Below are 25,148 nucleotides of genomic sequence, written 5' to 3'. Positions count from 1 at the left end.
GACCGGGACGGACGAGGGCGGACCCCCCGCATCAGGGGGTCAGGGGCCCAGCGGCAGCGGGTCGGCGTCGAAGCAGGTGCGGTCGCCGGTGTGGCAGGCGGCACCGGTCTGGTCGACCTTGACGAGCAGGGTGTCGCCGTCGCAGTCGAGGGCGACGGACCTGACGTGCTGGACGTGCCCCGAGGTGTCGCCCTTGACCCAGTACTCGCCACGGCTGCGGCTCCAGTACGTGCAGCGGCCGGTGGTGAGCGTGCGGTGCAGCGCCTCGTCGTCCATCCAGCCGAGCATGAGCACCTCGCCGGTGTCGTACTGCTGCGCGATGGCGGGGACGAGCCCGTCGGCGGTGCGCTTGAGGCGGGCGGCCACGGCCGGGTCGAGCGGGGAGGACGGGGACGCGGGAGACGGTGCGGCGGTGTCGGGCATGCCTCTATTGTGCCGCCGGTCCTTCCGGCCTTTTGCGCCGCCCAAAAGGTGCGTTCGGTGATGAACGCGGCAGGTTCACCGACCTTGATTCCCTAGTCGCTCGCTGTTGTCACCCGTATGGGGCATCCTTCGTGCATGGGTTTTCCTCCGCCTCCGCCGAACGGTCAGCCGCCACCAGGGCAAGGTGGCGGCTTCGGTCCGCCGCAGAACTTTGGTCCGCCGACACCACCTCCTCCGCCGGGTGACGGCTACGGCTATCCGCAAGGCGGCCAGGGCGGTTACGGATATCCGCAGGGTGGTGGCCAAGGAGGCCAGGGCGGCTACGGCCCGCCCGGTCCTCCCGGACCGCCGGTGCCCCCCGGCGGCTACGGCTATCCGCCGGGTGGCGGCGGCTATCCTCCGCCGCCCGGTGGCGGCAACAACAACGGCCGGAACGCGGCGATCGCGATCGGTGCGGTGGTCGTCGTCGGGGCGATCATCGGCGGCATAGTCCTGGCCAGCAGCGGTGGCGACGACAAGAAGCCGGACGCGCTGACGAGCTCCAGCTCGTCGTCGTCCACCTCCGCGTTCCCGACGCCGACGGTGACGCTGCCGACCGACCTGCCGACGCTCGACATTCCCACCGACCTGCCGACCACCGGCTCCACCAGCAGCAGCCCGACCCCGGACCTGGTGCCGTACGTCGTGCTGAACCCGGGCAAGTGCTTCGACCACCCCGGCCTGGACAGCAGCGTGTCCGTCGTCACGACCCGCTCGTGCAGTTCGCCGCACGACGGCGAGGTCGTCGCGAACGAGACCCTGACCGGCAGCTTCACCACCGAGACCGAGCTCCAGAGCAAGGTGCTGAAGCTGTGCGAGCCGGACGCCAAGAAGCGTCTCGCCCGTATCCCGGCCGACGGCAAGACCTATTACTACTACGCGCTGTACCCGTCGCTCATGACGTACCAGATCCAGAAGAAGGACACGATCTCCTGCTCGCTGACCCTCAGCAACAAGGTCGACGGGAAGAAGCTCACCAAGGCCCTGCCGTAGCCGCGCGGCGAGGAGTGGACCTAACCTGACGTCATGTCGACTCATGCGCAGCGTGAACGTCTGCTCCTCGCCGATCTGCTGGAGAGCGCCGGGGCGGGTGCTCCGACGCTCTGCGACGGCTGGACCGCCCGCGATCTGGCCGCGCACGTCGTCATCCGCGAACGCCGCAGCGACGCCGCCGCCGGGATCGTGATCCCGCAGCTCGCGGCCCGGATGGAGCGCGTCCGGCAGGAGTTCGCGCGGAAGCCGTTCGAGGAGCTGGTGCAGCTCATCCGCACCGGGCCGCCGCGGATGTCGCCGTTCTCCCTCAAGCAGGTCGACGAGGCGGCCAACACCGTCGAGTTCTTCGTCCACGCCGAGGACGTCCGCCGCGCCCAGCCGGAGTGGACTCCCCGCGAGCTGGACAGCGTCTTCTCCGACGCCCTCTGGAAGCGCCTGGAGCGCATGGCCCGGGTCGCGGGCCGCAGGTCCCCGGTCGGGCTGGTCCTGCGCCGCCCCGACGGCCAGACCGCCGTCGCCCACAAGGGCACCCCGGTCGTGACGGTCACCGGTGAACCGGGCGAGCTGACGATCTTCGCCTTCGGCCGCCAGGAGGCCGCGCGGGTCGGGACCGAGGGGGACAAGGCCGCCGTGGCCAAGGTGTACGACACCAAGCTCGGCCTCTAGACCGGGCCCGTCGCGCAGCCGCCGGCGGGCCCGGAAGCAGTCACCGGTCCCGTGTGGCGTCCAGCAGGATGCGGCGCAGTTCGCGGGCGGCGCGGGGCGGGGAGACGTCGCCGCGGTGCGCGACGGAGATGGTGCGGTGCAGGCCCGGGGCGGCGAACGGAGTGATGCGCAGGCCGGAGCGCTCCGCGACCATGCTGGGGACCACGGCGAGGCCCAGGCCGGCCCGGACGAAGCCGAGAACCGCGTCCATCTCACCGCCCTCGACGGAGAAGGACGGCTCGAAGCCGGCCGCCCGGCAGGCCGCGAGGGTGTACTCCCGCAGGTCGTAGCCGCGGCGGAACATCACCATCGGACGGCCGCGCAGGTCCTCGATCCGCAGCTGCTTGCGGCGCACCGGAGCGGGATCGGCCGGCGAAGAGACCGCCACCAGTTCCTCGCGCAGGAGCTCCTCGGTGGCCAGGGCGGGAGCCTGGACGGGGAGCGGGGTGATGATCAGGGCGAGGTCGAGCTCCCCGGCGGCCAGTACCCGCACGAGGTCCTGCGAGCCGTCCTCGTGGACCACCAGGTCGACACCGGGGTACCGCCGGTGGAAGTCCTTCAGGACATCGGGGACCAGGCTGGCGCACAGGCTCGGCGGCGCCCCGAGCCGCACCCGGCCGCGCTGGAGCTGGGCCACCTCCTGGACCTCGCGGCGCGCGGTCTCGGCGTCGGCGAGGATCCGGCGGGCCAGCGGCAGCAGGACCTCCCCCGCGTCGGTGAGGGTGATGTGGCCCCGGGCGCGGTGGAACAGCTCGGCGCCCAGTTCCCGTTCCAGCGCCCGGATCTGCTGCGACAGCGACGGCTGGGCCACATGGACGCTCTCGGCGGCGCGGGTGAAGTGCCGCAGGTCCGCGACGGCGGCGAAGTACTGGAGCTGGTGCAGCTGCATGGTGCCAGCCTAGATCGCCGCATAGGCATTGCCTATCGAAAGCAGCCGCATCATGTCTTGGACGGATGGCGGCGCCCGGCCTAGCGTCCTGTCCATGGCACTGGCGACACGTACGGAACGGCGACCATCCCCCGCGGCGGCCCTGTGGCGTTCGACCGTCGGCAAGAAGGCGGTCATGGCCGTCACCGGGGTGGCGATGCTGCTGTTCCTCGTCGGGCACATGCTCGGCAATCTGAAGATCTTCTTCGGCGCCCCGGAGTTCAACGCCTACGCGGCCTGGCTGCGCACCATCGGCGAGCCCGTGCTGCACTACGGCTGGTTCCTGTGGCTGATGCGGCTGGGCCTGGTGGCGGCCGTCGTGCTGCACGGCGTCGCGGCGTACCAGCTGAGCCGGCGGGACCGGGCCGCCCGGCCCGCGAAGTACGCCCACCGGCGGCAGCGCGCCAGTTACGCCACCCGCACCATGCGCTGGGGCGGCGTGATCCTCGCGCTGTTCATCGTCTGGCACATCCTGGACCTGACGACGCTGACGGTGAATCCGCGCGGCCAGGCGCACCACCCCTACGAGAACATCGTCGCCGACTTCCGCAACTGGTACGCCGATGTCTTCTACATCGTGGCGATGCTCGCCCTCGGCCTGCACATCCGGCACGGCTTCTGGAGCGCCGCGCAGACCCTCGGCGCCAACAACGCCCGGCGGGACCGCGCGCTGAAAGCCCTGGCCAACGCCCTGGCGCTCGTCCTGACCTGCGGATTCATCGCCGTGCCCGTTGCCGTCATGACTGGAGTCGTGAGCTGACATGACCGACTACTCGCGCTGGACCACCGGCGAACCCGTCGTCGACACCAAGGCCCCCGAAGGCCCGATCGCCGAGCGCTGGGACCGCCGCCGCTTCGAGGCGAAGCTGGTGAACCCGGCCAACCGCCGCCGGCACACCGTCATCGTGGTCGGCACCGGGCTGGCCGGCGGCGCGGCCGGCGCCACGCTGGCCGAACAGGGCTACCACGTCGTGCAGTTCTGCTATCAGGACTCGCCGCGCAGGGCGCACTCCATCGCCGCGCAGGGCGGCATCAACGCCGCCAAGAACTACCGCAACGACGGCGACGCGGTGCAGCGGCTGTTCTACGACACCGTCAAGGGCGGTGACTTCCGCGCCCGGGAGTCCAATGTGCACCGCCTCGCGCAGGTGTCGGTGGAGATCATCGACCAGTGCGTCGCCCAGGGCGTCCCGTTCGCCCGCGAGTACGGCGGTCTCCTCGACACCCGCTCGTTCGGCGGCGTCCAGGTGTCGCGGACCTTCTACGCCCGCGGGCAGACCGGCCAGCAGCTGCTGCTCGGCGCGTACCAGGCGCTCACCCGGCAGATCGCGGCCGGCACGGTCGAGATGCACGCGCGGACCGAGATGCTCGATCTGATCGTGGTCGACGGCCGGGCGCGCGGCATCGTCGCCCGCGATCTGGTCACCGGCCGCATCGACACCTACTTCGCGGACGCGGTGGTGCTCGCCTCCGGCGGCTACGGCAACGTCTTCCATCTGTCGACCAACGCCAAGAACTCCAACGCCACCGCCATCTGGCGGGCCCACCGGCGCGGCGCGTACTTCGCCAATCCCTGCTTCACCCAGATCCACCCCACCTGCATCCCGCGCTCCGGCGACCACCAGTCGAAGCTGACGCTGATGAGCGAGTCGCTGCGCAACGACGGCCGGATCTGGGTCCCGAAGGTGCGGGGCGACGAACGTCCGCCGAACGCGATCCCGGAGGAGGAGCGGGACTACTACCTGGAGCGGCTCTACCCGGCGTTCGGCAACCTGGTGCCCCGCGACATCGCCTCGCGCGCCGCCAAGAACGTGTGCGACGAGGGGCGCGGCGTCGGACCCGGCGGGCAGGGCGTCTATCTGGACTTCGCCGACGCCATCGCCAGGACCGGCCGCGCCGCGGTGGAGGAGAAGTACGGCAACCTCTTCGAGATGTACGCGCGGATCACCGCCGAGGACCCGTATGCGGCGCCGATGCGGATCTATCCCGCGATCCACTACACGATGGGCGGCCTGTGGGTCGACTACGACCTGCAGACCACGGTGCCCGGTCTCTTCGCCATCGGCGAGGCCAACTTCTCCGACCACGGCGCCAACCGGCTCGGCGCCAGCGCCCTCATGCAGGGCCTGGCCGACGGCTACTTCGTCCTGCCGGCCACCCTCAACGACTATCTGGCCCGGCACCCGCACGACACCGTGGACCCCGCGCATCCGGCGGTCGCCGAGGCCGTCGCCGACACCGAGGACCGGCTCAACCTGCTGCTCGCCGTCAACGGCGACCGCACCCCCGAGTCCTTCCACCGCGAACTGGGCGAGCTGCTCTGGGACGAGTGCGGCATGGCCCGCACCGAGACCGGGCTGCGCAAGGCCCTGAACCGCATCCCGCAGTTGCGCGACGAGTTCTGGCGCCGGGTCAGGGTGCCCGGCTCCGGCGCCGACCTCAACCAGTCGCTGGAGCAGGCCAACCGCATCGCCGACCATCTGGAACTCGCCGAGCTGATGTGCCTGGACGCCCTGCACCGCGCCGAGTCGTGCGGCGGCCACTTCCGCGAGGAGAGCCAGACCCCGGACGGCGAGGCCGCCCGCGACGACGAGTCCTTCGCGTACGCCGCGGCCTGGGAGTTCACCGGTATCGGCCGCGCCCCCGTCCTGCACCGAGAAGACCTGGTCTTCGAGCACGTCCACCCCACCCAGCGGAGCTACGCGTGAAACTGACCCTGCGCATCTGGCGGCAGACCGGCCCCGACGAGCCGGGCCGGATGACCACCTACGACGTCACCGGCATCTCCCCCGACATGTCGTTCCTGGAGATGCTGGACCATCTGAACGAGGAGCTGATCCTCGCCGGTGACGAGCCCGTCGCGTTCGACCACGACTGCCGCGAGGGCATCTGCGGCGCCTGCGGCATGGTCATCAACGGCCGGGCGCACGGCCCCGAGCGGACCACCACCTGCCAGCTGCACATGCGGCACTTCACCGACGGCGACACCATCGACGTCGAGCCGTGGCGCGCCGCCGCCTTCCCGGTGGTCAAGGACCTCGTCGTCGACCGGTCCGCGTTCGACCGCATCATCGGCTCCGGCGGCTACATCACCGCGCCCACCGGTGCCGCCCCGGAGGCGCACGCCACCGCGGTGCCCAAGCCGGTCGCCGACACCGCCTTCGAGCACGCCGAGTGCATCGGCTGCGGCGCCTGCGTGGCGGCCTGCCCGAACGGCTCGGCGATGCTCTTCACCTCGGCGAAGGTCGTCCACCTCAACGTGCTGCCGCAGGGGGCGCCCGAGCGCGAGTCCCGCGTGCTGGACATGGTCGGGGCCATGGACGCCGAGGGCTTCGGCGGCTGCACCAACACCGGTGAATGCGCCACGGCCTGCCCGAAGGGCATCCCGCTGCCGTCCATCGCGGCGATGAACCGCGAGTACCTGCGGGCGCTGAGCAAGGGCAGGTGAACGGACGGACTCCTCAGCGGACGGGGTGACCGGCCTCGCGCAGCGCGTTCTTGACGTCCCCGATGCGCAGGTCCCCGAAGTGGAAGACCGATGCCGCCAGCACCGCGTCGGCGCCGACCGCCACCGCGGGGGCGAAGTCGGCGAGCTTGCCGGCGCCGCCGGAGGCGATGACGGGGACGGTGACGTGCTTGCGGACGGCCTCGATCATGGCGAGGTCGTAGCCGTCCTTGGTGCCGTCGGCGTCCATCGAGTTCAGCAGGATCTCCCCGGCGCCCAGTTCCGCGGCCCGGTGCGCCCATTCGACGGCGTCGATACCGGTGCCCTGCCGGCCGCCGTGCGTGGTGACCTCGAACCCGCCGGACGCGTTCCGCCGGGCGTCGACGGAGAGCACGAGCACCTGTCGGCCGAAGCGCTCGGCGATCTCCCGGATCAGGTCCGGGCGGGCGATGGCGGCGGTGTTGACGCCGACCTTGTCCGCTCCGGCGCGCAGCAGCTTGTCGACGTCGTCCGTGGTGCGGACGCCACCGCCGACGGTGAGCGGGATGAAGACCTGTTCCGCGGTACGGCGCACCACGTCGTAGGTGGTCTCGCGGTCGCCCGAGGAGGCGGTGATGTCGAGGAACGTCAGCTCGTCCGCGCCTTCGGCGTCATAGAGCTTCGCCATCTCGACGGGGTCGCCCGCGTCCCGCAGGTTCTGGAAGTTGACACCCTTGACGACCCGGCCGTTGTCCACGTCCAGGCAGGGGATGACTCGGACCGCGAGGGTCATTCAGGGGCTCCTCGATACGCTTCGACCTCGACCTCGACCAGCACCCGCGAGTCGACGAAGCCGTTGACGACGACCATCGTCGCGGCCGGCCGTACATCGCCGAACAGTTCCTTGTGGGCGCGGCCGACATCCTCCGCGTCCCGGGCGTGGCTGAGGTACATCCGGGTGCGGATGACGCTGTCGGCCCCGAGGCCGAACGGCTCCAGCGCGGCGATCGCGTTGCCGAAGGCGAGCAGCGTCTGCTCGTACGGGCTTCCCTCGCCCCGCACCACACCGCCGACCAGTGGCATGGTGCCCGCGACGATGACCCGGTCCCCGGCCGCGACGGCACGGGCGAAGCCCATGGTCTCCTCCCAGGGGCTGTGGTCGGACTGCACGCGGCGAACTGCGGGGGATTCGGTCATCGTGAAACGGCCTCCAACGCCTCTTCCAAGGTGAACGCCTTGGCGTAAAGGGCCTTGCCCACGATGGCGCCTTCGACACCTTCGGGTACCAACGTGGCGATCGCGCGCAGATCGTCGAGCGACGAGACGCCACCGGACGCGACGACGGGCTTGTCGGTGGCGGCGCACACGTTCTTCAGCAGTTCCAGGTTGGGTCCCTGGAGGGTGCCGTCCTTGGCGATGTCGGTGACGACGTACCGGGCGCACCCTTCGGAGTCCAGCCGGGCGAGCGTCTCGAACAGGTCGCCGCCGTCGCGGGTCCAGCCGCGGCCGCGCAGGGTGGTGCCGCGGACGTCCAGGCCGACCGCGATCCGGTCGCCGTACTCGGCGATGACCTTGGCGACCCACTCGGGCGTCTCCAGGGCGGCGGTGCCGAGGTTGACGCGGGTGCAGCCGGTGGCCAGTGCCGCCGCGAGCGACGCGTCGTCGCGGATGCCGCCGGACAGCTCGACCTTGATGTCCATCGATCCCGCGACCTCGGCGATCCGCGCCCGGTTGTCACCGGTGCCGAAGGCCGCGTCCAGGTCCACCAGGTGCAGCCACTCGGCGCCCGCCTGCTGCCAGGCGAGGGCGGCGGCCAGCGGGTCGCCGTAGGACGTCTCGGAGCCGGACTCGCCATGGACGAGGCGGACGGCCTGGCCGTCGCGGACGTCGACGGCGGGAAGGAGTTCGAGGCGGTTCGTAGCCATAGGAAGTGACGTCCTAGAGGTTCTAGAGGTGGTCGAGCCAGTTGGTCAGCAGCTGGGCACCGGCGTCGCCGGACTTCTCGGGGTGGAACTGGGTGGCCCACAGCGGGCCGTTCTCCACGGCGGCGACGAACGGTTCGCCGTGCGTGGCCCAGGTGACCTTCGGGGAGCGGATATGGGGGTTGGTGACCTCCAGCTCCCACTCCCGCACCGCGTACGAGTGCACGAAGTAGAAGCGGGCGTCGGCGTCGAGACCGGCGAACTGCCGGGTGTCCTCGGGCGCCTTGACCGTGTTCCAGCCCATGTGCGGGACGATCGGGGCCTGCAACGGCTCGACCGTGCCGGGCCACTCGTCGCAGCCCTCGGTCTCGGTGCCGTGCTCCACCCCGCGCGCGAACAGGATCTGCATCCCGACGCAGATCCCCATCACGGGCCGGCCGCCGGACAGCCGCCGGCCGATGATCCACTCACCGCGGACCGACTTCAGCCCGGCCATGCAGGCGGCGAACGCCCCGACGCCGGGCACCAGCAGCCCGTCGGCGTTCATGGCCCGGTCGAAGTCACTGGTGATCTCGACGTCGGCGCCGACGTGCGCCAGCGCGCGCTCGGCCGAGCGGACGTTGCCGAATCCGTAGTCGAGGACAACCACGCTCTTGCTCATGGCGGCCCCCTACAGCGACATCAGGCCGGCACCGAACGCCATGAGCGCACCGATGCCGAGCAGGACGATGACGCCCGTCGGAAGCTTCTGCTTCCAGAAGGAGTAGACGCCGCCGGCGAGGAAGAGCCCGAGGACGATGTAGACGGTCGATGCGGTGTTCACAGTGCGCCCTTGGTCGAGGGGAGGATGCCGGCCGCGCGCGGGTCACGCTCGGAGGCGTACCGCAGGGCGCGGGCCAGGGCCTTGAACTGGCACTCCACGATGTGGTGCGCGTTGCGGCCGTACGGGACGTGGACGTGCAGCGCGATCTGCGCCTGCGCGACGAAGGACTCCAGGATGTGCCGGGTCATCGTCGTGTCGTACGAGCCGATCATGGGAGCCATGTTCTCGGGCTCGGTGTGCACCAGGTAGGGACGGCCCGACAGGTCCACGGTGACCTGGGCGAGCGACTCGTCCAGCGGCACCGTGCAGTTGCCGAAGCGGTAGATCCCGACCTTGTCGCCGAGCGCCTGCCGGAAGGCGGCGCCGAGCGCGAGGGCGGTGTCCTCGATGGTGTGGTGGGTGTCGATGTGCAGGTCGCCCTCGGTCTTGACCGACAGGTCGAAGAGTCCGTGGCGGCCGAGCTGGTCGAGCATGTGGTCGTAGAAGCCGACACCGGTGGATACGGAGACGTCGCCCCTGCCGTCCAGGTCGATCTCGACGACGACGGACGTTTCCTTGGTGGTGCGTTCCACACGGCCCACGCGGGTCATACGGTCTCCTTCTGCATTGCGCGAACCGCGTCCAGGAACGCGTCGTTCTCCTCCGGGGTGCCCGCGGTGACCCGCAGCCATCCCGGTACACCGTTGTCGCGGACGAGCACGCCGCGGTCGAGGATCGCCTGCCAGGCGGCGTGGCTGTCCGCGAAGCGGCCGAACTGCACGAAGTTCGCGTCCGAGTCCGTGACCTCGCAGCCCAGGGCGCGCAATTCGGTGACCAGTCGGTCCCGCTCGGCCTTGAGCTGCTCGACGTACCCCAGCAGCGTATCGGTGTGCTCCAGCGCCGCGAGCGCGGTGGCCTGCGTGACGGCCGACAGGTGGTACGGCAGGCGCACCAGCTGGACGGCGTCGACGACGGCCGGGTCCGCGGCGAGGTAGCCGAGCCGCAGCCCTGCCGCGCCGAACGCCTTCGACATGGTGCGGCTGACGACCAGGTTCGGCCGGCCCTCGATGAGCGACAGCAGCGACGGCCGGTGCGAGAACTCGACGTACGCCTCGTCGACGACGACCAGCGACGGCCGGGCGGCCTGCGCCGCCTCGTACAGCGCCAGTACGGTGTCGGCTTCGACGGCCGTGCCGGTGGGGTTGTTCGGCGAGCAGATGAAGACGACGTCCGGCCGGCGCGCGGCGATCTCCGCCACGGCGGCGTCCACGTCGATGGTGAAGTCCGCGCGGCGCGGCCCGGAGATCCACCCGGTGCCGGTGCCGCGCGAGATCAGCGCGTGCATCGAGTACGAGGGCTCGAAGCCGATCGCGCTGCGCCCGGGTCCGCCGAAGGTCTGCAGCAACTGCTGGATGACCTCGTTCGAACCGTTGGCCGCCCACACCTGCTCTTTGGTGACCCCGTGGCCGGCGGTGCGGCTGAGGTACGCGGCCAGCTCGGTGCGCAGCTCCACCGCGTCCCGGTCCGGGTAGCGGTTCAGCGCCCTGGCGGCCTCGGTGACCCGCTCGCCGATCCGCCGCACGAGGGCCTCGGGCAGCGGGTACGGGTTCTCGTTGGTGTTCAGCCGCACCGGGACGTCGAGCTGCGGCGCGCCGTAGGGGGTCAGGCCGCGCAGCTCGTCACGGATGGGCAGATCGTCGATGCCGATGCCGGAGCCCGTGCGGGTCACTGGGGCACCTGCCAGTCGAAGCGGGCCCGGAGCGCGGCGCCGTGCGCGGGCAGGTCCTCGGCGTCGGCGAGCGTCACCACGTGGTGGGTGACCTCGGCGAGCGCGTCGCGGCTGTAGTCCACGACGTGGATGCCGCGCAGGAACGATTGCACGGACAGGCCCGAGGAGTGGCAGGCGCAGCCGCCGGTGGGCAGTACGTGGTTCGAGCCGGCGCAGTAGTCGCCGAGCGAGACCGGGGCGTACGCGCCGACGAAGATCGCGCCGGCGTTGCGGACCCGGGCGGCGACGGCGGCGGCGTCCGCGGTCTGGATCTCCAGGTGCTCCGCGCCGTAGGCGTCGACGACGGCGAGGCCCTGGTCGATCGTGTCGACCAGCACCACGGCCGACTGCCGGCCGGCCAGCGCGGCCAGGATGCGCTCGCTGTGCTTGGTGACACCGACCTGCGCCGCCAGCTCCATCTCGACCCGCTCGGCCAGCTCCACCGAGGTGGTGACCAGCACGGCCGCCGCCAGGGTGTCGTGCTCGGCCTGGCTGATCAGGTCGGCGGCGACGTGCACCGGGTCAGCGGTGGCGTCGGCGAGGACGGCGATCTCGGTCGGACCGGCCTCGGCGTCGATCCCGATCCGGCCCTTGAGCAGCCGCTTGGCCGACGCGACGTAGATGTTGCCGGGACCGGTGACCAGGTTGACCGGACGGCACTCCTCGGTGCCGTACGCGAACATCGCGATGGCCTGGGCGCCGCCGGCGGCGTAGACCTCGTCCACGCCGAGCAGCGCGCAGGCGGCGAGGATCGTCGGGTTGGGCAGGCCGCCGAAGTCCTTCTGCGGGGGCGACGAGACGGCGATGCCCTCGACGCCGGCCTCCTGGGCCGGGACCACGTTCATGACGACGGACGACGCGTAGGCGGCCAGTCCGCCCGGCACGTACAGCCCGACGCGCTCGACCGGCACCCAGCGCTCGGTGACCGTGCCACCGGGCACCACCTGCACCGTCGTGTCGGTGCGGCGCTGCTCGTGGTGCACGATCCTGGCCCGCCGGATCGACTCCTCCAGGGCGGCGCGGATCTTCGGGTCCAGCTCCTCCAGGGCGGTCGCCAGTGCCACCGCGGGCACCCGGACGCGCTCCAGGGTGACGCCGTCGAACTTCCGCGCGTAGTCGATCAGCGCCGCGGTCCCACGATGGCGTACGTCCTCGCAGATGGGCCGCACCTGGTCCAGGGCGGCTTCCACGTCGAACTCGGCTCGGGGCAGCAGGTCGCGGTCGATGCCGTCCTCCGGGAAGGCGGCACCACGCAGATCGATTCGGGAGATCACCCTGTCAAGTGTAGAGAACGCTGTTCTCAGCCGTTCTCCGGTTCCACTCCCTGATACGTCCCCGGCCGGTGATCACGCCGGGCTACGGTTCCGTGTGTCGCACGGTGCGACACGGAACCGGGAGGGGACGCGGTGACCGAGCCGTCGGGGATCAGGGCGCCGGGTGACTGGACCGAGCCGGAGAAGGATCTGTGGACCGCCTTCCGCCGGGGTGTGGTGCACGATCTGCGCACCGGCATCCCCGAGCGGGACGACCCGGCCACCGACCGGGCCTGGGGCCCGGAGCGGACGGTACGCGCCGAGGTGATCGCCACGCTCCTGCTGGACGGACCGCCCGCCGAGCCCGGCCGGGTCGCGTGCGTCAAGCTCTCCGGGGCCCGCATCAGCGGCCAGCTGAATCTGTCGGGCGGCCAGGTCACCCCGTACGTGGAGATGCACGACTGCCACTTCGACCAGCAGATCCTGCTGCCCGAGTGCCAGTTCACGACGCTGCGCATGGTGCACTGCTCGATCCCCCGCCTGGAGGCGGCCCGCCTCACCACCACCGGTGATCTGCATCTGCCGCAGTGCTCCATCGAGGGCGGCATACGGCTCACCGACGCGCACATCGGCACCGATCTGCTGCTCAACCAGCTCACGGTGGGCCGCGACCGGCACGGCCGGGCGATCGCCGCCGACGGGCTCAGCGTCGCCCAGGACGTCGAGGCCGAGCTGATGGACGTGACCGGCGAGATCAGCCTGCGCAGCGCCCGCATCGGCGGGCGGCTGAGCCTGCGCGGCAGCCTGCTGCACAACCCCTACGGCCGTTACGCGCTGAACGCCGCGCGGGTCACCGTCGAGCACACCCTCTATCTGAGCGCCGGCTGGATGGCCACCGGCGGGGACAGCGGCGGCACCCCGCCGGCCGGGGTGCGGACCCGCAACTTCAGCTGCGAGGGCGCGGTCCGGCTGGACGACGGCCGGTTCGGCAACGCGGTGATCATCACCCGGGCGCGGTTCCGGCTCACCGGCTCCCAGCAGCTGTCGCTGCGGCGGATCCAGACACCGGAACTGCGCTTCACGCTCAGCCAGCCGCCGACCGGCACCGTCTCACTGGCCGGCGCCCGGGTGGGCAACCTCACCGACACCCGGCAGAGCTGGCCGGAGTCCGGCGGCCTGGACCTGGCGGGCTTCAGCTACACCACGCTCAGCCCGGCGGGGGCGTTCCCGCTGCGCGACCGCATCGCCTGGCTGGCCGCCGCCACCCCCGAGTACAGCCCGGAGCCGTACGAGCACCTCGCCGCGGCGCTGCGGGCCGGCGGTGAGGACTCCGACGCGCGCGAGGTGCTGCTCGCCAAGCAGCGGCGCCGCCGTGAGGCGCTGCCGCTGGCCGGCACGCTGTGGGGGTATCTCCAGGACATCACCGTCGGCTACGGGTACCGGCCGGGCCGGGCCGCCGTGTGGATGGCGGTGCTGTGGGCGATCGGCGCCACCTTCTTCAGCCTTCACGCGCCGCCGGCGCTGAAACCGGACGAGGCCCCGCACTGGAGCGCCCCGCTGTACGCCCTGGACCTGCTGCTGCCGGTCATCGACCTGGGCCAGGACAGCGCGTGGAAACCGTCCGGCGGCGCGCAGTGGGCGGCCACCGTCCTCGTCCTGCTGGGCTGGATCCTGGCCACCACCGTCGCGGCGGGCGCCTCCCGGCTGCTGCGCAGGGGCTGACCGGGGCCCGGGCGTGTCGTTACGGGGACGATACGGAGCGACCCGGTGAAGCTTGCGCGGCGAAAGCACCCCGTCCGGCGACCGGAGCAGCACGTACGCTGTCCGATTGTGACCGCTCGCCTTCCGCTCTTCCCGCTGAACTCGGCTCTTTTCCCGGGTCTCGTTCTGCCCCTGCACATCTTCGAGGAGCGGTACCGCGCGCTCGTGGGCGATCTGCTCGCGCTGCCCGAGGACGCCCCGCGCCGCTTCGCCGTGGTCGCCATCAAGGACGGGAACGAGGTGGCACCGACCGGCCCGGACGGGGTGGACACCACCGCCGGGGCCGGGCTCGGCCCCGATCCGGCCAAGTCGCTGTTCCAGGTCGGGTGCATCGCGGAGGCCGCCACCATCGGGGAGCGCGAGGACGGCGGCTTCGAAGTGGTCGCCACCGGCACCACCCGCTTCCGGCTGCTGTCGGTCGACGCGTCAGGTCCGTATCTGACCGCCGAGGTGGAGGAGCTGCCGGAGGAGCCGGGCGAGGGCGCGGGCACGCTGGCCGCCGGTGTCGCCAGGGCCTTCCGCACCTATCAGAAGCGGCTCGCCGGAGCGCAGGACCGCACCCTGGTCGCGGTGCAGGAACTGCCCGACGACCCGTCCGTGCTGTCCTATCTGGTGGCCGCCGCGACGATCTTCGAGACCTCGGCCAAGCAGCTGCTGCTGGAGGCGCCGGACACCGCGGCCCGGCTGGCGGCCGAACTGCCGCTGCTGCGCCGCGAGGCCGCCGTCATCGGCAAGCTCCCCTCGCTGCCCGCCGTCGACCTGACCCGTCAGCCGGCCAGCCTCAACTGACCGCGGGGCCGTCCGGAGCAACCGGCAGGGACCGGCAGGGACCACCGACAGGACCATGGATCGGAGACGGCACGTCATGGCCAGGAAGTCCAAGGCGACCACCGGCGGCACCCCCGCCACCGTCGCGCTGGAGCAGGACGGCGCCGCCTTCACCGTCCACGCCTATGCCCACGACCCGGCGGCCGCCTCGTACGGCGGCGAGGCCGCCGAGGCGCTGGGCACGGCTCCCGAGCGGGTGTTCAAGACACTGGTCGCCGATGTCGACGGGGCGCTGACCGTCGCCGTGGTCCCGGTCGCCGGCTCGCTCGACCTCAAGGCGCTCGCGTCCGCGGTCGGCGGCAAGCGCGCCGCGATGGCCGACCCCGCGGCGGCCGAACGCACCACGGGTTACGTGCTGGGCGGCATCTCCCCGCTGGGCCAGCGCAAGCGGCTGCGCACGGTCGTGGACGTCTCCGCCCTGACCCACACCACGGTGTTCGTCTCGGCCGGCAAGCGCGGCCTGGAGGTCGAACTCGCCCCGCAGGACCTGGTCCGGCTCACCACCGCGATCACCGCGCCGGTCGCCCGGATCCAGCCGATTTAGCGGAACCCCGTAGTCCTTCTGGACGATTGCGCCCGATGCGCGCACGGTGTCCCGGACGGAGCACCCGCGACGAGGGGAGCCGACACCATGTCCCGACGCACCCGCATGCGGAAATGGCGGATCAGGAAGCGCCGCGCCAACCACGGCCGGCGCCCGGCCTAGGGCCAGACGACAGGCCCTAGAACGCAGGGCCCCCGCGTTCAGGGCTCCCGTGCTCAGGACCCCGTTGCCAGGGATCCTGCTCGCCGGATCCCTGGACGGGCGGGTTCCGGTCGGCCGGGTTCCGGTCGGCCGGCGGCGCGAACGGTCCCTGGCCCGGAGCGGGGTGGGGCGCCGGGTGCGGTGCCGGATAGGACGTGTCCCACGACTGCGGCTGCTGCGGTTCCCGCGGCCCGAAGGCGGACGTCAGACAGAGGTGTACGAGCATGGCCGCGGCCGGCCAGGCGACGAGGGCGCCCTTGGCGCGCAGCCGCAGCGGGCCGTCGAAGACGACCTTCGGGCCGACCTCCTTGGCATGGGCGATCAGATCGCTCGTCGGGCCCAGCCAGACCCCGAGGCGCCAGGCGAGCACCGAGCCGAGCAGCCCGCCGACCGCCAGGCCGAGAACGACCCCGATACCGCCGCGCCGCCGGCGCCAGAAGACCAGGGCCGCCGTCACCGCGCCCATGGCGAGTCCCAGCAGCACGAAGGTGCCGTCCGCTCCGACCGCTTCCTCGCCCTCGCTGTCCCTGAGGTAGATGGCCTTGCCGTCGGAGACCATCGGGATGAGGGGCGCGAGCCACAGCCACAGCAGCCCGAGCACGACCCCGGTCACCGCCACCGCGACGGCGACCAGCGCGCCTTCCCGCAGTTCGGCGGTGAAGGCCGCACGTCCATCCTTCGATACGTCGCCGGAGAACGCCGCGCCCGGGTACTGCGGCAGGGGCGGCGGCTGGTCGTGCGGCGTCAGGGGTGCGGTCACCCGCCCATCGTGCCAGGTCATGTGTTCGCCCGCTTCACCGCGGGCTCGCCGACGGGTCCACCGGCGGGTTCACCGGCAGGCGGCCCGGCGGTACGCCCAGGTCGCGGCGGCCAGCGACACCACGCCGACGGCCGCGCACACCGACAGATCCGCGCCCACCATGACCCAGTCCGGATGCGGGTCGAAGGTCCGGGCGAAGGCCTCCACGCCGTACGTGGACGGCAGCAGGTCCCGGACGAGACCGATCGGCGCGGGCATGTTCCCGGCCGGCAGCACGCCCAGCAGCAGCGCCGCCGACATACCCAGCTGACCGAAGAGCGTGGCCAGTTCCTGCTTGGGCGCCAGCAGCCCCAGCGCCGCGCCGAGTCCGGCGAGCGCGGCCCCGGCGAGCGGGATGACCGCCGCCAGCACCCACAGGTTCACCAGCGGCAGCTGGAAGAGCACGCATCCGGTGACCGCCGTGGCGATCGTGCCGGGCACCGTGAACGAGGCGTACGCACCCGCCGCGCCCAGCACCACCGCCGCGGGCGGCACCGGCAGCGTCGCGTAGTGGTCGAGGCCGCCGGAGGCGCGCAGCTGGCCGAAGTACTGGGCGAGCAGGTTGAGCGCGACGAAGGCCACCACCAGCACGCTGGACCCGGCGACCACCGCGCGCGCCGCCTCGGCGTCGCCGCCGTCGACGACCCCGCGCAGCATCACCATGATGCCGACCGATTGGAACGTCGCCACGAACAGCAGCGGGATCCGCGCCACCCGGGCGCGCGACAGCTGCGCCCGGTACACGGCGCCCAGCGCGGGCAGCAGCCGGGCGCGCGGCGCGAGCGGCGCGGCGGCCGGGTCCGCGCGGACGGCCGGGACGGTGCCGGGCGTGGCGCCGGTCGTGCCCGGGACCACGGGCGCGGCCGCGCTCACCGGGCGCCCCGGGGCGTACGGCGGTGCGGAAGCCCGTCGCAGGCAGACGTCATGCCTTGACCAGTCCCTTCTGACGGCCGCCGAGGGCCAGGTACACGTCTTCGAGGCTCGGGGTGGCGAGCGTGAAGTCGTCGAGTGCGGCGAAGGCCTGGCCGCCGGTGATCTCGGCGATCACGGCCCGGGCCCGCGCCTGCGGAAGCCGGAGCGTCCAGCGGCGGCCGGAGATCTGGGCGGCGGGGCGCAGCGCGGCCACCTCGGGCAGGTGCAGTGGCGGCTCGTCGCGCCACACGAGGTCGAGCCTGACCTCGTCCGCGACGAGCACCTTGAGCCCGGCCGGGGTGTCACACGCGATGACCCGCCCGTTGTCCATCACCGCGACCCGGTCGAGCACGGTCTCGGCCTCGATGACGTTGTGGGTGACCAGCACGACCGTGGCCCCGTGCTCGGCGCGGCGGCGGTCGACCGCGGCCCACACCGCCCGCCGGGCGACCGGGTCCATGCCGGTGGTCGGCTCGTCCAGGACCAGCACCTGCCGCTCCCCCACCAGCGTCGCGGCGAAGCACGCCAGCCGCCGCTGGCCGCCGGAGAGCCGCTTGATGGCCCGTCCCGCCAGCTCGGTGAGGCCCAGTTCCGCCAGCACGGCGTCGCGCTCGGCCCGCGCGGTGCGCGCGTCCAGGCCGCGCAGCCGGCCGGTGGTCTCGGCGGCCAGTGAGACGGTCAGCTCGTCCAGGGCGGTGGATTCCTGCCCGAGGTAGCCGATCAGCCGGGAGGCGCGTTCCGGGTGGCGTACGAGGTCGTGCCCGAGCATGCCGATGGCGCCGGAGTCCGGCCGCAGCAGCCCGGTGAGCTGGCGGACGAGGGTGGACTTCCCGGCGCCGTTGGGTCCGAGCAGACCGAAGATCTCGCCGCGCCGGATGTCGAGGTCGATGCCGTCGCTCGCGCGGACAGCAGGGGTCGCGGCGCCTCGCCGGCCACGTCCGGCCGGGTAGGTCTTGACCAGCCCGCGTACGGCGATCACCGCATCGCGGGCGGTGGCGGCTGTGCTGGGCGCCGCCTGCTCCGTGCCCGTACTCACGAGGATCGAGAGTACGCGTCGCGGCGCCCGGTCCGCGCCTCGGGTCCGGTTCTGCCCTCAAATGCCGGACCGGCACGCACCGGTCCCGACCCCGTGTTTACGCCCTAATCACCCGCGGGGGCGTGTTCGGCGACCGTGCGGGCGTCGACCTCGCGCCAGAAGCCCGCCCGGATGGCGTACCGGTCGTGCTCGTCGATCTGGTCGTCCTTGTGCGCGAGCAGTCCGAAGCGCGCGGCGTAGCGCAGCAGCTCGCCGTCGATGCGGTGCGGCACCCGCGGGTAGTGCGTGGACAGGGCCTGCAGGTGGGCGGCGTCGGTGAGGCGGGCGATCCAGCGGCGGGCGAAGACCTGGCCGACCTCGAAGGGGTCGCCGCTGACGGCGGTGATGTCGGCCTCGCGGTCCGCCCAGCGCTGTTCCGCGCTGGTGAGCTGGGCGAGCGTCGGCAGGCCGCTGGTGTCGGGTACGTCAGGGCCGTTGCCGGGGCCGCGTTCCGACCAGGTCTTGTCGGATGACCACCGGAGCGTGGCGTTGGGGACGGGGTGCGGGACCGGTGCCTGCTGGACGCGGCCGAGCCCCGCGAGGTCCTTGGGGGTGGGCACCCCCTTGGCGGCGGCGGCAGCGGCGGCCGCGTCGGGGTGCTCGGTGCCGGCGGGTGCCGGGGCCGAGCCGTTCTTCGCCGGGTGGGAGCCGGGGCGGGCCTCGGGGTGGGCGTCCGGGTGTCCGGTGCCGGCGCCCGCGGAGCCCGAGGGCTCGGGCAGCGGCGCGGACAGGATCGCCTGGATCTCGGGGCGCGGGGTGGGCGGGGCGCAGACGCCGGCGACCTCGCGGGCCCGGATCGCCCGGGTGATCCACTCGCGGTCCAGCACCCGGCGCTCGTCGGCCTCGGCCACCAGGTCCTCGGACTGGTTGTAGTCCCCGTCGGCGGCCTGCACGGCCCACAGGTGGACGGCGACGCCGTGTTCCTTCGCGGACATCATGCCGGGCAGCAGATCGCCGTCACCGGTCACCAGCACCACGTCGGAGCAGGCCCGGTTGCGGGCGAGCTCGGAGAGCTCCGCGTGCATGGCGGCGTCGACGCCCTTCTGCGCCCAGCGGCCGTCGGTCCGGGTCAGCGCGCCCAGCCGGACGGTGACGCGCGGCATGACGCGCAGCCGCCGGTGCTCCGGCTGCGGGACCCGGTCGGGGGCACCGTCGAACCAGTAGATCCGCAGCAGCGGCTGCCCGGTCTCCAGCTCCGCGCGTTCGCGGAGGCCGGCGACCACGGCGGCGTGGTCGACGGTGATTCGCGACCGGGAAGGTTCACCGGCCAGAAGGCTCGCCGCGGCGCCCAGGAGATATCCGGCGTCCACCAGGACAACGCAGCGGTCCATGTTGCACCTCTTCCGGTCGTCCCCCGGCACGGATTTTCCCCGAGTCTGCCCCAATATCGGGACGTTATAAGCCGGAACTCGATCATCGGCGTGGCGGTTTCCGAAATTAAGGGGGTCCTCCCCCACCACCTGCCCGAAATGCGCGCTTCGTACTCGCGTGCAAGCCTGATAGCGGTTCAACGTCCGAGATCCCCTATAGGAGGGACGATCGTGGGTAAGAACAAGAATCGCGAGCGCAAGGCCCAGGAGCAGGAACGCAGCCAGGCTGCGGAGGCCCAGGAGCAGGCGAAGAGCACCGCCGCCCAGGAGCAGGTACTTCCGACCTCGGGGCAGGTCTCCCGCCGCCAGCAGAAGAGGTTCGGTCACAACTGATCACAGGCCGGTCGCACGCGACCGGCCCGGAGCGGTGGCACCCCCGGGCCCTGGGGTACCACCGCTCCTCCTGGTTCTCCGGCCGGCTCCGCGATCGGCACCGCGGCCCGCCCTTCAGGGAACGCACGATCGAATTCCCTTCCCCCGGCATATTCGATGCCGGTATGCGCCACGTATCGCGATATCCGGTCCCGGGTATTTGCGGACGGGTAATTCCCCTCCACCGCCGCCTCTCCCGGTGTGCCGTCCCGCCCCCGCCGGCCGTCGGCCCGCCGCGTAGGCTCGCCCGTTGAAAGATCTCCGGCACGAGCCCTGGAGGGGCGGCAGCGATGCCCATCGCACACACCACCGACGAGCAGCGCGGTGCGAAGATCCTCGACGTCTTCGGCACCACTTTCGGCGAGCTGCTGGCCGCCGATCCGGCCGCGTTCCGCGTCAAGTTCCGCAAGATGGCCGCGTCCGCGTTCGCGTTCTACCGGGGCACGGCGTGCCTGTTCTACTCCGATCTGGAGGACGGCAAGGACAGCGGGCCGTATGTGAACCAGCGCACCGGCCGGGTGTGGATCCACGGCGACCTGCACGCCGAGAACTTCGGCACCTACATGGACGCCAACGGCCGGCTGGTCTTCAACGTCAACGACTTCGACGAGGCCTACGTCGGCCCGTTCACCTGGGACCTGAAGCGCTTCGCCGCCTCCGTCGCCCTCATCGGCTACACCAAGGCGCTCGGCGACGACACGATCAGCGCCCTGGTACGCACCTACGCCGCCGCCTACCGCGCCCGCATCCGCGAGCTGTCCAAGGACGAGAGCCTGCCGCCGCTGACCCTGGACAGCGCGCAGGGCCCGCTGCTCGGCGCCCTGCGGCACGCCCGCTCAGAGACCCGCTTCGGACTGCTCGACTCCATGACCGAGGTCCGCGACTGGGACCGCCGCTTCCGGCCCGGCGGCGGCGCCATCGAGCTGGACGAGGCGACGCGCGAGAAGGTGCTCGCCGCCTTCGGCGGGTATCTGGAGACCCTCCCCGAGGCCAGCCTGGTCCGCCCGGACAGCCACCGCGTCAAGGACGTCGTCGGCCGCCGCGGCATCGGCATCGGAAGCGCCGGGCTACCCTCGTACAACCTGCTGCTGGAGGGCACCACCGACGCGCTGGAGAACGACGTCGTGATCTACATGAAGCAGGGGCAGACCCCGGCGGTCTCCCGGCACATCACCGATCCGGCGGTGCGCGGCTACTTCCGGCACGAGGGCCACCGCACGGTGATCTCCCAGCGCGCCCTGCAGGCGCACGCCGACCCGTGGCTGGGCTGGACCGAGCTGGACGGCGTCGGGCAGCTGGTCGCCGAGGTCTCCCCGTACGCGGTGGACCTCGACTGGTCGGACCTCGACGACCCGGCGCAGATCGAGGCCGTCGTCGCCGACCTCGGCCGGGCGACCGCCGCGATGCACGCCGCCGCGGACGACGAGAGCGGCCACTCGCTGGTGCCGTTCTCCACCGAGGACGCCATCAACGAGGCCATCGAAGGGGACGAGGAGGGCTTCACCGCGATGCTGGTGGACTTCGCCCACTCCTACGGCGCCCGGGCCCGCGCCGACCACCAGATCTTCGTCGACCTGTTCCGCAACGGCCGGATCCCGGGCCTTTAGTCACACAGGTTGGGGTCCCTTAGGTCCCACCTACTTATCGGCATGGCACACTCTCCGCCATGAAGGACATACGACCACCGCTGAGGGCGCTGCGTGCTGCGCTCTTCGCGGCGTTGTGCGTCACTCTCTCCTCCACCTCGCACGTACTGATGTCGCACACGCCCCTGCCGCTGGTCACGGTGGCGGGGGCCTACGGCGCCGTCTTCGCGCTGGCCTACGCGCTCGGCGGCCGGGAGCGCGGCTTCTGGCCCATCGCCGGGCTGCTGGTGCCGCTGGAACTGGCGGTGGACACGCTGTTCACCGCAGGTCAGCACACCTGCTACGGCCCCGGCGGCGGACCGGTCACCGGCTCCTGGCGCTCCCTGAACGAGGCGCTGCTGTGTCACGGCGGCCAGGTCGGCAGCCCGCTGGCGGCCGTCCCCGGGGCGCCCGCCGCCACCGATCCGACGACCGGCCCGTGGCTGCTGCTCGCGACACACATCACCGTGGGCCTGCTCGCCTCCTGGTGGCTGCGGCGCGGCGAGGCCGGTCTGCAGCGCGTCGTGCGCGCGATGGCCGCCGCCGCGTTCCGGCCGCTGCTCGCCGCGGTCGCCGCGCTGCGCACCCCGGCCGCCCGGCTGCGGCTGCCCCGCGCCCGGTCCGGCCAGGCCGGCCCCTCGCGGTTCCGGCCGCTGCTGCACTCCCTCGTACGGCGTGGTCCGCCGTCGCTGGTCGCTCTCTGACCACCGGCTCGCCCACCACACACGTATGGACACGGAGACCCCATCACCATGAGCAGCAGAAACAGCCAGGCCAACAAGCAGGCAGCCCGTGAGCGGCTGCGCGCCGAGCGCGAGAAGCACGCGAAGAAGGCCAAGCTCAAGCGCCAGCTGCTGGTCGGCGGCGCCGTCATCGCGGCGATCGCGATAGCCGGCGGCGTGGCCGTGGCCGTCAACGAGATGAACAAGCCCGGCGAGTGGGAGGCCGCGGCGAAGAAGACCCTGGTCAAGCCCGCCAACACCTCGGGCACCGACGGCACGACGGTCGTCATCGGCGACCCCGCCAGCAAGTACAACCTGGACGCCTACGAGGACATGCGCTGCCCGGTCTGCGCCTCCTTCGAGCAGGAGTCCGGCGCGGCCGTCCTGAAGGGCGCCACGGACAAGAAGTACAAGATCACGTACACCATGGGCACCTTCCTCGACGGGAACGGCGGCACGGGTTCCAAGAACGCGCTCAGCGCGCTGGGCGCGGCGCTGAACGTCTCCACCGACGCGTTCACCCAGTACCACACGCTGCTGTACTCCAAGGATGTCCACCCCGAGGAGACCAAGGACGAGTTCGGCAGCGACGACAAGCTGATCGAGCTGGCCCAGAAGGTCCCCGCCCTCAAGGGCAACAAGACCTTCGAGACCGCCGTGAAGAACGGCACCTACGACAAGTGGGCGCTCACCATGAGCGACAAGTTCAACAAGGCCAAGGACGTCACCGGCACCCCGACGGTCAAGCTCAACGGCAAGGCCATCGAGGTCATCGGGCAGCCCTCCGCCACCGTCATGGCCGCCATCGAAAAGGCGATCAGCGGGAAGTGACCCACCCACAGGGACCGGCCGGCAGGACGCGGCCGGTCCCTTGTCATGTCCGGCGAGCGGACAGCCCGGCCCGCTGAGCAGTGACGGTTTTCGGCCAACCGCTCGACGCCCGGGCCGATTCCCGCCCTGATGCGTACATGGAGATCCTCTATAGCCTCCGCTGCAGCGGTTACCAGCCGCACCAGCCGTCGTGAAGTTGAGGAGAACTATGCGCCCCTCCGTCCGACTCGCCGCCCGACTCACCGGTCGTGTCCCACGCCGCCTGATCGGCGCCGCAGCCATCGCGGGAGCCCTCGCGTTCACCCCGGTGGCCGCCTCGGCGGGTACCGTCAGCGCCCACAAAGCCACCGCGAGGACGCCGTCCGCCCAGCAGTGTGCGGAGGGCACTGCTGGGAACGCCGCAGCCCGCGAGATGCCCGGCGCGACCGCCCACGAGCCCAACGCCCTCACCCCGGCGCAGGCCAAGGCGATGGACCGCGACCTGAAGAACCGCACCGCCTCGCTGCGCCGGTCCGGCGTCAACTCCGTCAAGGCGAAGGCGATCTCGATCCCGGTCTACTTCCACGTCATCCACGACGGCGCCACCGGCAAGCTCACGGCAAGCCAGATAGCCGGGCAGATCGATGTCCTGAACAAGGCGTACGCCGGCCAGGGCGACGGCAACACCACCACCCCGTTCACGTTCAAGCTGCTCAAGACCGACTACACGGACAACGCGGCCTGGTACAATGTCGCCCCCGACACGGCCGAGGAAAAGGCCATGAAGTCCAAGCTCCGCAAGGGCGGGGTGAGCAGCCTCAACCTCTACAGCGCCAACCTCGGCGGCGGGCTGCTCGGTTGGGCGACCTTCCCCGAGTGGTACCCGGGCGACCCGAAGGGTGACGGCGTCGTCATCCTCGACCAGTCCATCCCCGGCGGCACCGTCACCAACTACAACGAGGGCGACACCGCCACCCACGAGGTCGGCCACTGGCTCGGCCTCTACCACACCTTCCAGGACGGCTGCACGGAGCCGGGCGACTACGTCGCCGACACCCCGCAGGAAGGCGAGCCGGCCTTCGAGTGCCCGGTCGGCAGCGACACCTGCACCGCCGAGGGCCTGGACCCGATCAAGAACTTCATGGACTACACCTACGACTCCTGCATGACCCAGTTCACGCCGGGTCAGGTACAGCGCATGAAGGACTCCTGGCTGGCCTACCGCGCCAGCTGACGCCTCAGGCTTCGGCGTCGAGGTCCGCGAGGAAGCTCAGGGCGACAGCCCATGTCTGCTCCGCGGCCTCGGCGTCGTAGTCGTGCAGCTCCGGGTCCGTGTAGAGATGGCCCGCACCCCGGTACCGGTGCACCTCAACATCCGCGCCCGCCTTGCCCATCCGCAGGTACCACGCGTTGAGCCAGTCCTCCGACTCGAACGGATCCGGCTCCGCGACATGCAGCTGCACCGGCAGCTGATCCGTCACCGCGTCGTCCGCGATGTCCGACGTGCCGTGCAGGAGCAGCAGCCCGCGGGCCTTCTCGTCGCCCAGCGCGAGGGTCTGGGCGATGGAGCCGCCGAGCGAGAAGCCGGCGTAGACCAGCCCCTGGTCGGAGTGCGGAGCCGCGGCGGCGACCGCCCGCTGGAGGAGTTCCTCGCGGCCGATCGCGTCCTTGATCTTCATGCCCTCCTCGACGGTGTCGGTCGTCCGGCCGTCGTAGAGGTCGGGGACGTACACCTCGTGCCCGGCGGCACGCAGTCGCTCGGCGGCCGCTCGTACGGCGGGCCGGAGCCCATAGGCCGAGTGGAACATCACGATTTTCACGGGGCTGCCTTCACTCGCTGTCGGGTACGCGTCCATGGTGCCAGTTACCGTC

General features: G+C 71.8%; 28 protein-coding genes. 13 read left to right on the top strand and 15 right to left on the bottom strand.

All coding sequences use genetic code 11. The features are described 5' to 3' along the window. Positions 1 to 39: 39 nt before the first annotated feature. Positions 40 to 423, bottom strand: a complete 384-nt coding sequence (gene hisI / locus C6N31_RS04770; RefSeq protein WP_138356923.1) for a phosphoribosyl-AMP cyclohydrolase — start codon at positions 421 to 423, stop codon at positions 40 to 42. Between the two features lie 351 nt (positions 424 to 774). Between hisI and C6N31_RS04765 the strand changes: the two genes are divergently transcribed. Then, on the top strand, positions 775 to 1,455 hold the full coding sequence (locus C6N31_RS04765; RefSeq protein WP_138356924.1) for a hypothetical protein: 681 nt from the start codon (positions 775 to 777) through the stop codon (positions 1,453 to 1,455). 33 nt (positions 1,456 to 1,488) lie between these two features. Further along, positions 1,489 to 2,121, top strand: coding sequence for a TIGR03085 family metal-binding protein (locus C6N31_RS04760; protein ID WP_138356925.1), 633 nt, complete (start codon positions 1,489 to 1,491; stop codon positions 2,119 to 2,121). Between the two features lie 40 nt (positions 2,122 to 2,161). Here the strand turns inward: C6N31_RS04760 and C6N31_RS04755 are convergent, their stop codons facing one another. After that, the gene (locus tag C6N31_RS04755; RefSeq protein WP_138356926.1) at positions 2,162 to 3,049 is read right to left on the bottom strand and encodes a LysR family transcriptional regulator; all 888 of its coding nucleotides are present in this window, start codon (positions 3,047 to 3,049) and stop codon (positions 2,162 to 2,164) included. Between the two features lie 94 nt (positions 3,050 to 3,143). Between C6N31_RS04755 and C6N31_RS04750 the strand changes: the two genes are divergently transcribed. Genes C6N31_RS04750 through C6N31_RS04740 form a run of 3 tightly spaced genes read left to right on the top strand, consistent with a single transcriptional unit; the run spans position 3,144 to position 6,536 of the window. Further along, a complete protein-coding gene (locus C6N31_RS04750; RefSeq protein WP_138356927.1) occupies positions 3,144 to 3,848 on the top strand; it encodes a succinate dehydrogenase cytochrome b subunit in 705 nt (234 codons plus the stop codon). A gap of 1 nt (position 3,849) precedes the next feature. Next, a complete protein-coding gene (locus C6N31_RS04745) occupies positions 3,850 to 5,796 on the top strand; it encodes a fumarate reductase/succinate dehydrogenase flavoprotein subunit (RefSeq protein ID WP_138356928.1) in 1,947 nt (648 codons plus the stop codon). After that, the gene (locus C6N31_RS04740) at positions 5,793 to 6,536 is read left to right on the top strand and encodes a succinate dehydrogenase/fumarate reductase iron-sulfur subunit (RefSeq protein WP_138356929.1); all 744 of its coding nucleotides are present in this window, start codon (positions 5,793 to 5,795) and stop codon (positions 6,534 to 6,536) included. The genes C6N31_RS04745 and C6N31_RS04740 overlap by 4 nt, the downstream gene beginning before the upstream one ends. 13 nt (positions 6,537 to 6,549) lie before the next feature. On the opposite strand, the gene hisF is transcribed toward C6N31_RS04740, so the two are convergent. The 8 genes from hisF to hisD are packed head-to-tail and all read right to left on the bottom strand — an operon-like array spanning position 6,550 to position 12,278. After that, a complete protein-coding gene (hisF, locus tag C6N31_RS04735) occupies positions 6,550 to 7,305 on the bottom strand; it encodes an imidazole glycerol phosphate synthase subunit HisF (protein ID WP_138356930.1) in 756 nt (251 codons plus the stop codon). Continuing rightward, positions 7,302 to 7,709, bottom strand: coding sequence for a RidA family protein (locus C6N31_RS04730; RefSeq protein WP_138356931.1), 408 nt, complete (start codon positions 7,707 to 7,709; stop codon positions 7,302 to 7,304). The genes hisF and C6N31_RS04730 overlap by 4 nt, the downstream gene beginning before the upstream one ends. Beyond that, entirely contained in the window at positions 7,706 to 8,437 is a 732-nt protein-coding gene (gene priA, locus C6N31_RS04725) for a bifunctional 1-(5-phosphoribosyl)-5-((5-phosphoribosylamino)methylideneamino)imidazole-4-carboxamide isomerase/phosphoribosylanthranilate isomerase PriA (RefSeq protein ID WP_138356932.1), read from the bottom strand. The genes C6N31_RS04730 and priA overlap by 4 nt, the downstream gene beginning before the upstream one ends. 22 nt (positions 8,438 to 8,459) lie before the next feature. After that, positions 8,460 to 9,095, bottom strand: coding sequence for an imidazole glycerol phosphate synthase subunit HisH (gene hisH / locus C6N31_RS04720; protein WP_138356933.1), 636 nt, complete (start codon positions 9,093 to 9,095; stop codon positions 8,460 to 8,462). 9 nt (positions 9,096 to 9,104) lie between these two features. Next, a complete protein-coding gene (locus C6N31_RS04715; protein WP_187144832.1) occupies positions 9,105 to 9,257 on the bottom strand; it encodes a CG2302 family histidine operon protein in 153 nt (50 codons plus the stop codon). After that, complete coding sequence (hisB, locus tag C6N31_RS04710) at positions 9,254 to 9,847, bottom strand: imidazoleglycerol-phosphate dehydratase HisB (RefSeq protein WP_138356934.1); 594 nt, start codon at positions 9,845 to 9,847, stop codon at positions 9,254 to 9,256. The genes C6N31_RS04715 and hisB overlap by 4 nt, the downstream gene beginning before the upstream one ends. Beyond that, positions 9,844 to 10,965: a histidinol-phosphate transaminase gene (locus C6N31_RS04705; RefSeq protein ID WP_244809131.1), complete on the bottom strand. Its 1,122-nt coding sequence runs from the start codon at positions 10,963 to 10,965 to the stop codon at positions 9,844 to 9,846. Before C6N31_RS04705 ends, hisB begins: the two co-directional genes overlap by 4 nt. Next, positions 10,962 to 12,278, bottom strand: coding sequence for a histidinol dehydrogenase (gene hisD, locus C6N31_RS04700; protein WP_138356935.1), 1,317 nt, complete (start codon positions 12,276 to 12,278; stop codon positions 10,962 to 10,964). The genes C6N31_RS04705 and hisD overlap by 4 nt, the downstream gene beginning before the upstream one ends. Before the next feature lie 132 nt (positions 12,279 to 12,410). Here hisD and C6N31_RS04695 point away from each other — a divergent pair, with 132 nt between their 5' ends. The 3 genes from C6N31_RS04695 to ybaK all read left to right on the top strand — a co-directional run bounded on the left by C6N31_RS04695 (position 12,411) and on the right by ybaK (position 15,390). Beyond that, a complete protein-coding gene (locus tag C6N31_RS04695) occupies positions 12,411 to 13,979 on the top strand; it encodes an oxidoreductase (RefSeq protein WP_138356936.1) in 1,569 nt (522 codons plus the stop codon). 105 nt (positions 13,980 to 14,084) lie between these two features. Continuing rightward, complete coding sequence (locus C6N31_RS04690; RefSeq protein WP_138356962.1) at positions 14,085 to 14,807, top strand: LON peptidase substrate-binding domain-containing protein; 723 nt, start codon at positions 14,085 to 14,087, stop codon at positions 14,805 to 14,807. A 76-nt stretch (positions 14,808 to 14,883) separates the two neighbouring features. Continuing rightward, positions 14,884 to 15,390, top strand: coding sequence for a Cys-tRNA(Pro) deacylase (gene ybaK / locus C6N31_RS04685; protein WP_138356937.1), 507 nt, complete (start codon positions 14,884 to 14,886; stop codon positions 15,388 to 15,390). Positions 15,391 to 15,568: 178 nt separating this feature from the next. On the opposite strand, the gene C6N31_RS04680 is transcribed toward ybaK, so the two are convergent. The 4 genes from C6N31_RS04680 to C6N31_RS04665 all read right to left on the bottom strand — a co-directional run bounded on the left by C6N31_RS04680 (position 15,569) and on the right by C6N31_RS04665 (position 19,708). Further along, positions 15,569 to 16,351, bottom strand: a complete 783-nt coding sequence (locus tag C6N31_RS04680; RefSeq protein ID WP_307811227.1) for a hypothetical protein — start codon at positions 16,349 to 16,351, stop codon at positions 15,569 to 15,571. Between the two features lie 69 nt (positions 16,352 to 16,420). Continuing rightward, complete coding sequence (locus C6N31_RS04675; protein ID WP_138356964.1) at positions 16,421 to 17,245, bottom strand: ABC transporter permease; 825 nt, start codon at positions 17,243 to 17,245, stop codon at positions 16,421 to 16,423. Between the two features lie 67 nt (positions 17,246 to 17,312). Continuing rightward, positions 17,313 to 18,338, bottom strand: a complete 1,026-nt coding sequence (locus C6N31_RS04670; protein WP_187144833.1) for an ABC transporter ATP-binding protein — start codon at positions 18,336 to 18,338, stop codon at positions 17,313 to 17,315. Positions 18,339 to 18,442: 104 nt separating this feature from the next. Next, on the bottom strand, positions 18,443 to 19,708 hold the full coding sequence (locus tag C6N31_RS04665; protein ID WP_198357163.1) for an NYN domain-containing protein: 1,266 nt from the start codon (positions 19,706 to 19,708) through the stop codon (positions 18,443 to 18,445). 210 nt (positions 19,709 to 19,918) lie between these two features. Here C6N31_RS04665 and C6N31_RS04660 point away from each other — a divergent pair, with 210 nt between their 5' ends. From C6N31_RS04660 to C6N31_RS04640, 5 genes are all read left to right on the top strand, one after another. Then, a complete protein-coding gene (locus C6N31_RS04660) occupies positions 19,919 to 20,080 on the top strand; it encodes a hypothetical protein (RefSeq protein WP_187144835.1) in 162 nt (53 codons plus the stop codon). Positions 20,081 to 20,409: 329 nt separating this feature from the next. Then, positions 20,410 to 21,726: a DUF2252 domain-containing protein gene (locus tag C6N31_RS04655; protein WP_138356939.1), complete on the top strand. Its 1,317-nt coding sequence runs from the start codon at positions 20,410 to 20,412 to the stop codon at positions 21,724 to 21,726. A 59-nt stretch (positions 21,727 to 21,785) separates the two neighbouring features. Then, positions 21,786 to 22,448 (top strand): hypothetical protein, encoded by a 663-nt coding sequence (locus tag C6N31_RS04650; RefSeq protein WP_138356940.1) that lies wholly within the window; start codon positions 21,786 to 21,788, stop codon positions 22,446 to 22,448. A gap of 48 nt (positions 22,449 to 22,496) precedes the next feature. After that, positions 22,497 to 23,297 (top strand): thioredoxin domain-containing protein, encoded by an 801-nt coding sequence (locus C6N31_RS04645; RefSeq protein ID WP_138356941.1) that lies wholly within the window; start codon positions 22,497 to 22,499, stop codon positions 23,295 to 23,297. Between the two features lie 208 nt (positions 23,298 to 23,505). After that, a complete protein-coding gene (locus C6N31_RS04640) occupies positions 23,506 to 24,510 on the top strand; it encodes a zinc metalloprotease (protein WP_138356942.1) in 1,005 nt (334 codons plus the stop codon). 4 nt (positions 24,511 to 24,514) lie between these two features. On the opposite strand, the gene C6N31_RS04635 is transcribed toward C6N31_RS04640, so the two are convergent. After that, positions 24,515 to 25,132 (bottom strand): dienelactone hydrolase family protein, encoded by a 618-nt coding sequence (locus tag C6N31_RS04635; protein ID WP_138356943.1) that lies wholly within the window; start codon positions 25,130 to 25,132, stop codon positions 24,515 to 24,517. Positions 25,133 to 25,148 lie beyond the last annotated feature (16 nt).

The organism is Streptomyces fildesensis, assembly GCF_016107395.1.
Taxonomy (GTDB): domain Bacteria; phylum Actinomycetota; class Actinomycetes; order Streptomycetales; family Streptomycetaceae; genus Actinacidiphila; species Actinacidiphila fildesensis.
This window is presented reverse-complemented; position numbering and strand designations above follow the sequence as displayed.

What these genes read in the sequence shown, in the direction of transcription:
- priA (WP_138356932.1), bottom strand. Translation starts at nt 8,437, where the DNA reads ATGGCTACGAACCGCCTCGAACTCCTTCCCGCCGTCGACGTCCGCGAC.
- C6N31_RS04640 (WP_138356942.1), top strand. Translation starts at nt 23,506, where the DNA reads ATGCGCCCCTCCGTCCGACTCGCCGCCCGACTCACCGGTCGTGTCCCA.
- hisF (WP_138356930.1), bottom strand. Translation starts at nt 7,305, where the DNA reads ATGACCCTCGCGGTCCGAGTCATCCCCTGCCTGGACGTGGACAACGGC.
- C6N31_RS04665 (WP_198357163.1), bottom strand. Translation starts at nt 19,708, where the DNA reads ATGGACCGCTGCGTTGTCCTGGTGGACGCCGGATATCTCCTGGGCGCC.
- ybaK (WP_138356937.1), top strand. Translation starts at nt 14,884, where the DNA reads ATGGCCAGGAAGTCCAAGGCGACCACCGGCGGCACCCCCGCCACCGTC.
- C6N31_RS04760 (WP_138356925.1), top strand. Translation starts at nt 1,489, where the DNA reads ATGTCGACTCATGCGCAGCGTGAACGTCTGCTCCTCGCCGATCTGCTG.
- C6N31_RS04745 (WP_138356928.1), top strand. Translation starts at nt 3,850, where the DNA reads ATGACCGACTACTCGCGCTGGACCACCGGCGAACCCGTCGTCGACACC.
- hisB (WP_138356934.1), bottom strand. Translation starts at nt 9,847, where the DNA reads ATGACCCGCGTGGGCCGTGTGGAACGCACCACCAAGGAAACGTCCGTC.
- hisI (WP_138356923.1), bottom strand. Translation starts at nt 423, where the DNA reads ATGCCCGACACCGCCGCACCGTCTCCCGCGTCCCCGTCCTCCCCGCTC.
- C6N31_RS04730 (WP_138356931.1), bottom strand. Translation starts at nt 7,709, where the DNA reads ATGACCGAATCCCCCGCAGTTCGCCGCGTGCAGTCCGACCACAGCCCC.
- C6N31_RS04750 (WP_138356927.1), top strand. Translation starts at nt 3,144, where the DNA reads ATGGCACTGGCGACACGTACGGAACGGCGACCATCCCCCGCGGCGGCC.
- C6N31_RS04635 (WP_138356943.1), bottom strand. Translation starts at nt 25,132, where the DNA reads ATGGACGCGTACCCGACAGCGAGTGAAGGCAGCCCCGTGAAAATCGTG.
- C6N31_RS04645 (WP_138356941.1), top strand. Translation starts at nt 22,497, where the DNA reads ATGAGCAGCAGAAACAGCCAGGCCAACAAGCAGGCAGCCCGTGAGCGG.
- C6N31_RS04755 (WP_138356926.1), bottom strand. Translation starts at nt 3,049, where the DNA reads ATGCAGCTGCACCAGCTCCAGTACTTCGCCGCCGTCGCGGACCTGCGG.
- C6N31_RS04650 (WP_138356940.1), top strand. Translation starts at nt 21,786, where the DNA reads ATGAAGGACATACGACCACCGCTGAGGGCGCTGCGTGCTGCGCTCTTC.
- C6N31_RS04655 (WP_138356939.1), top strand. Translation starts at nt 20,410, where the DNA reads ATGCCCATCGCACACACCACCGACGAGCAGCGCGGTGCGAAGATCCTC.
- hisH (WP_138356933.1), bottom strand. Translation starts at nt 9,095, where the DNA reads ATGAGCAAGAGCGTGGTTGTCCTCGACTACGGATTCGGCAACGTCCGC.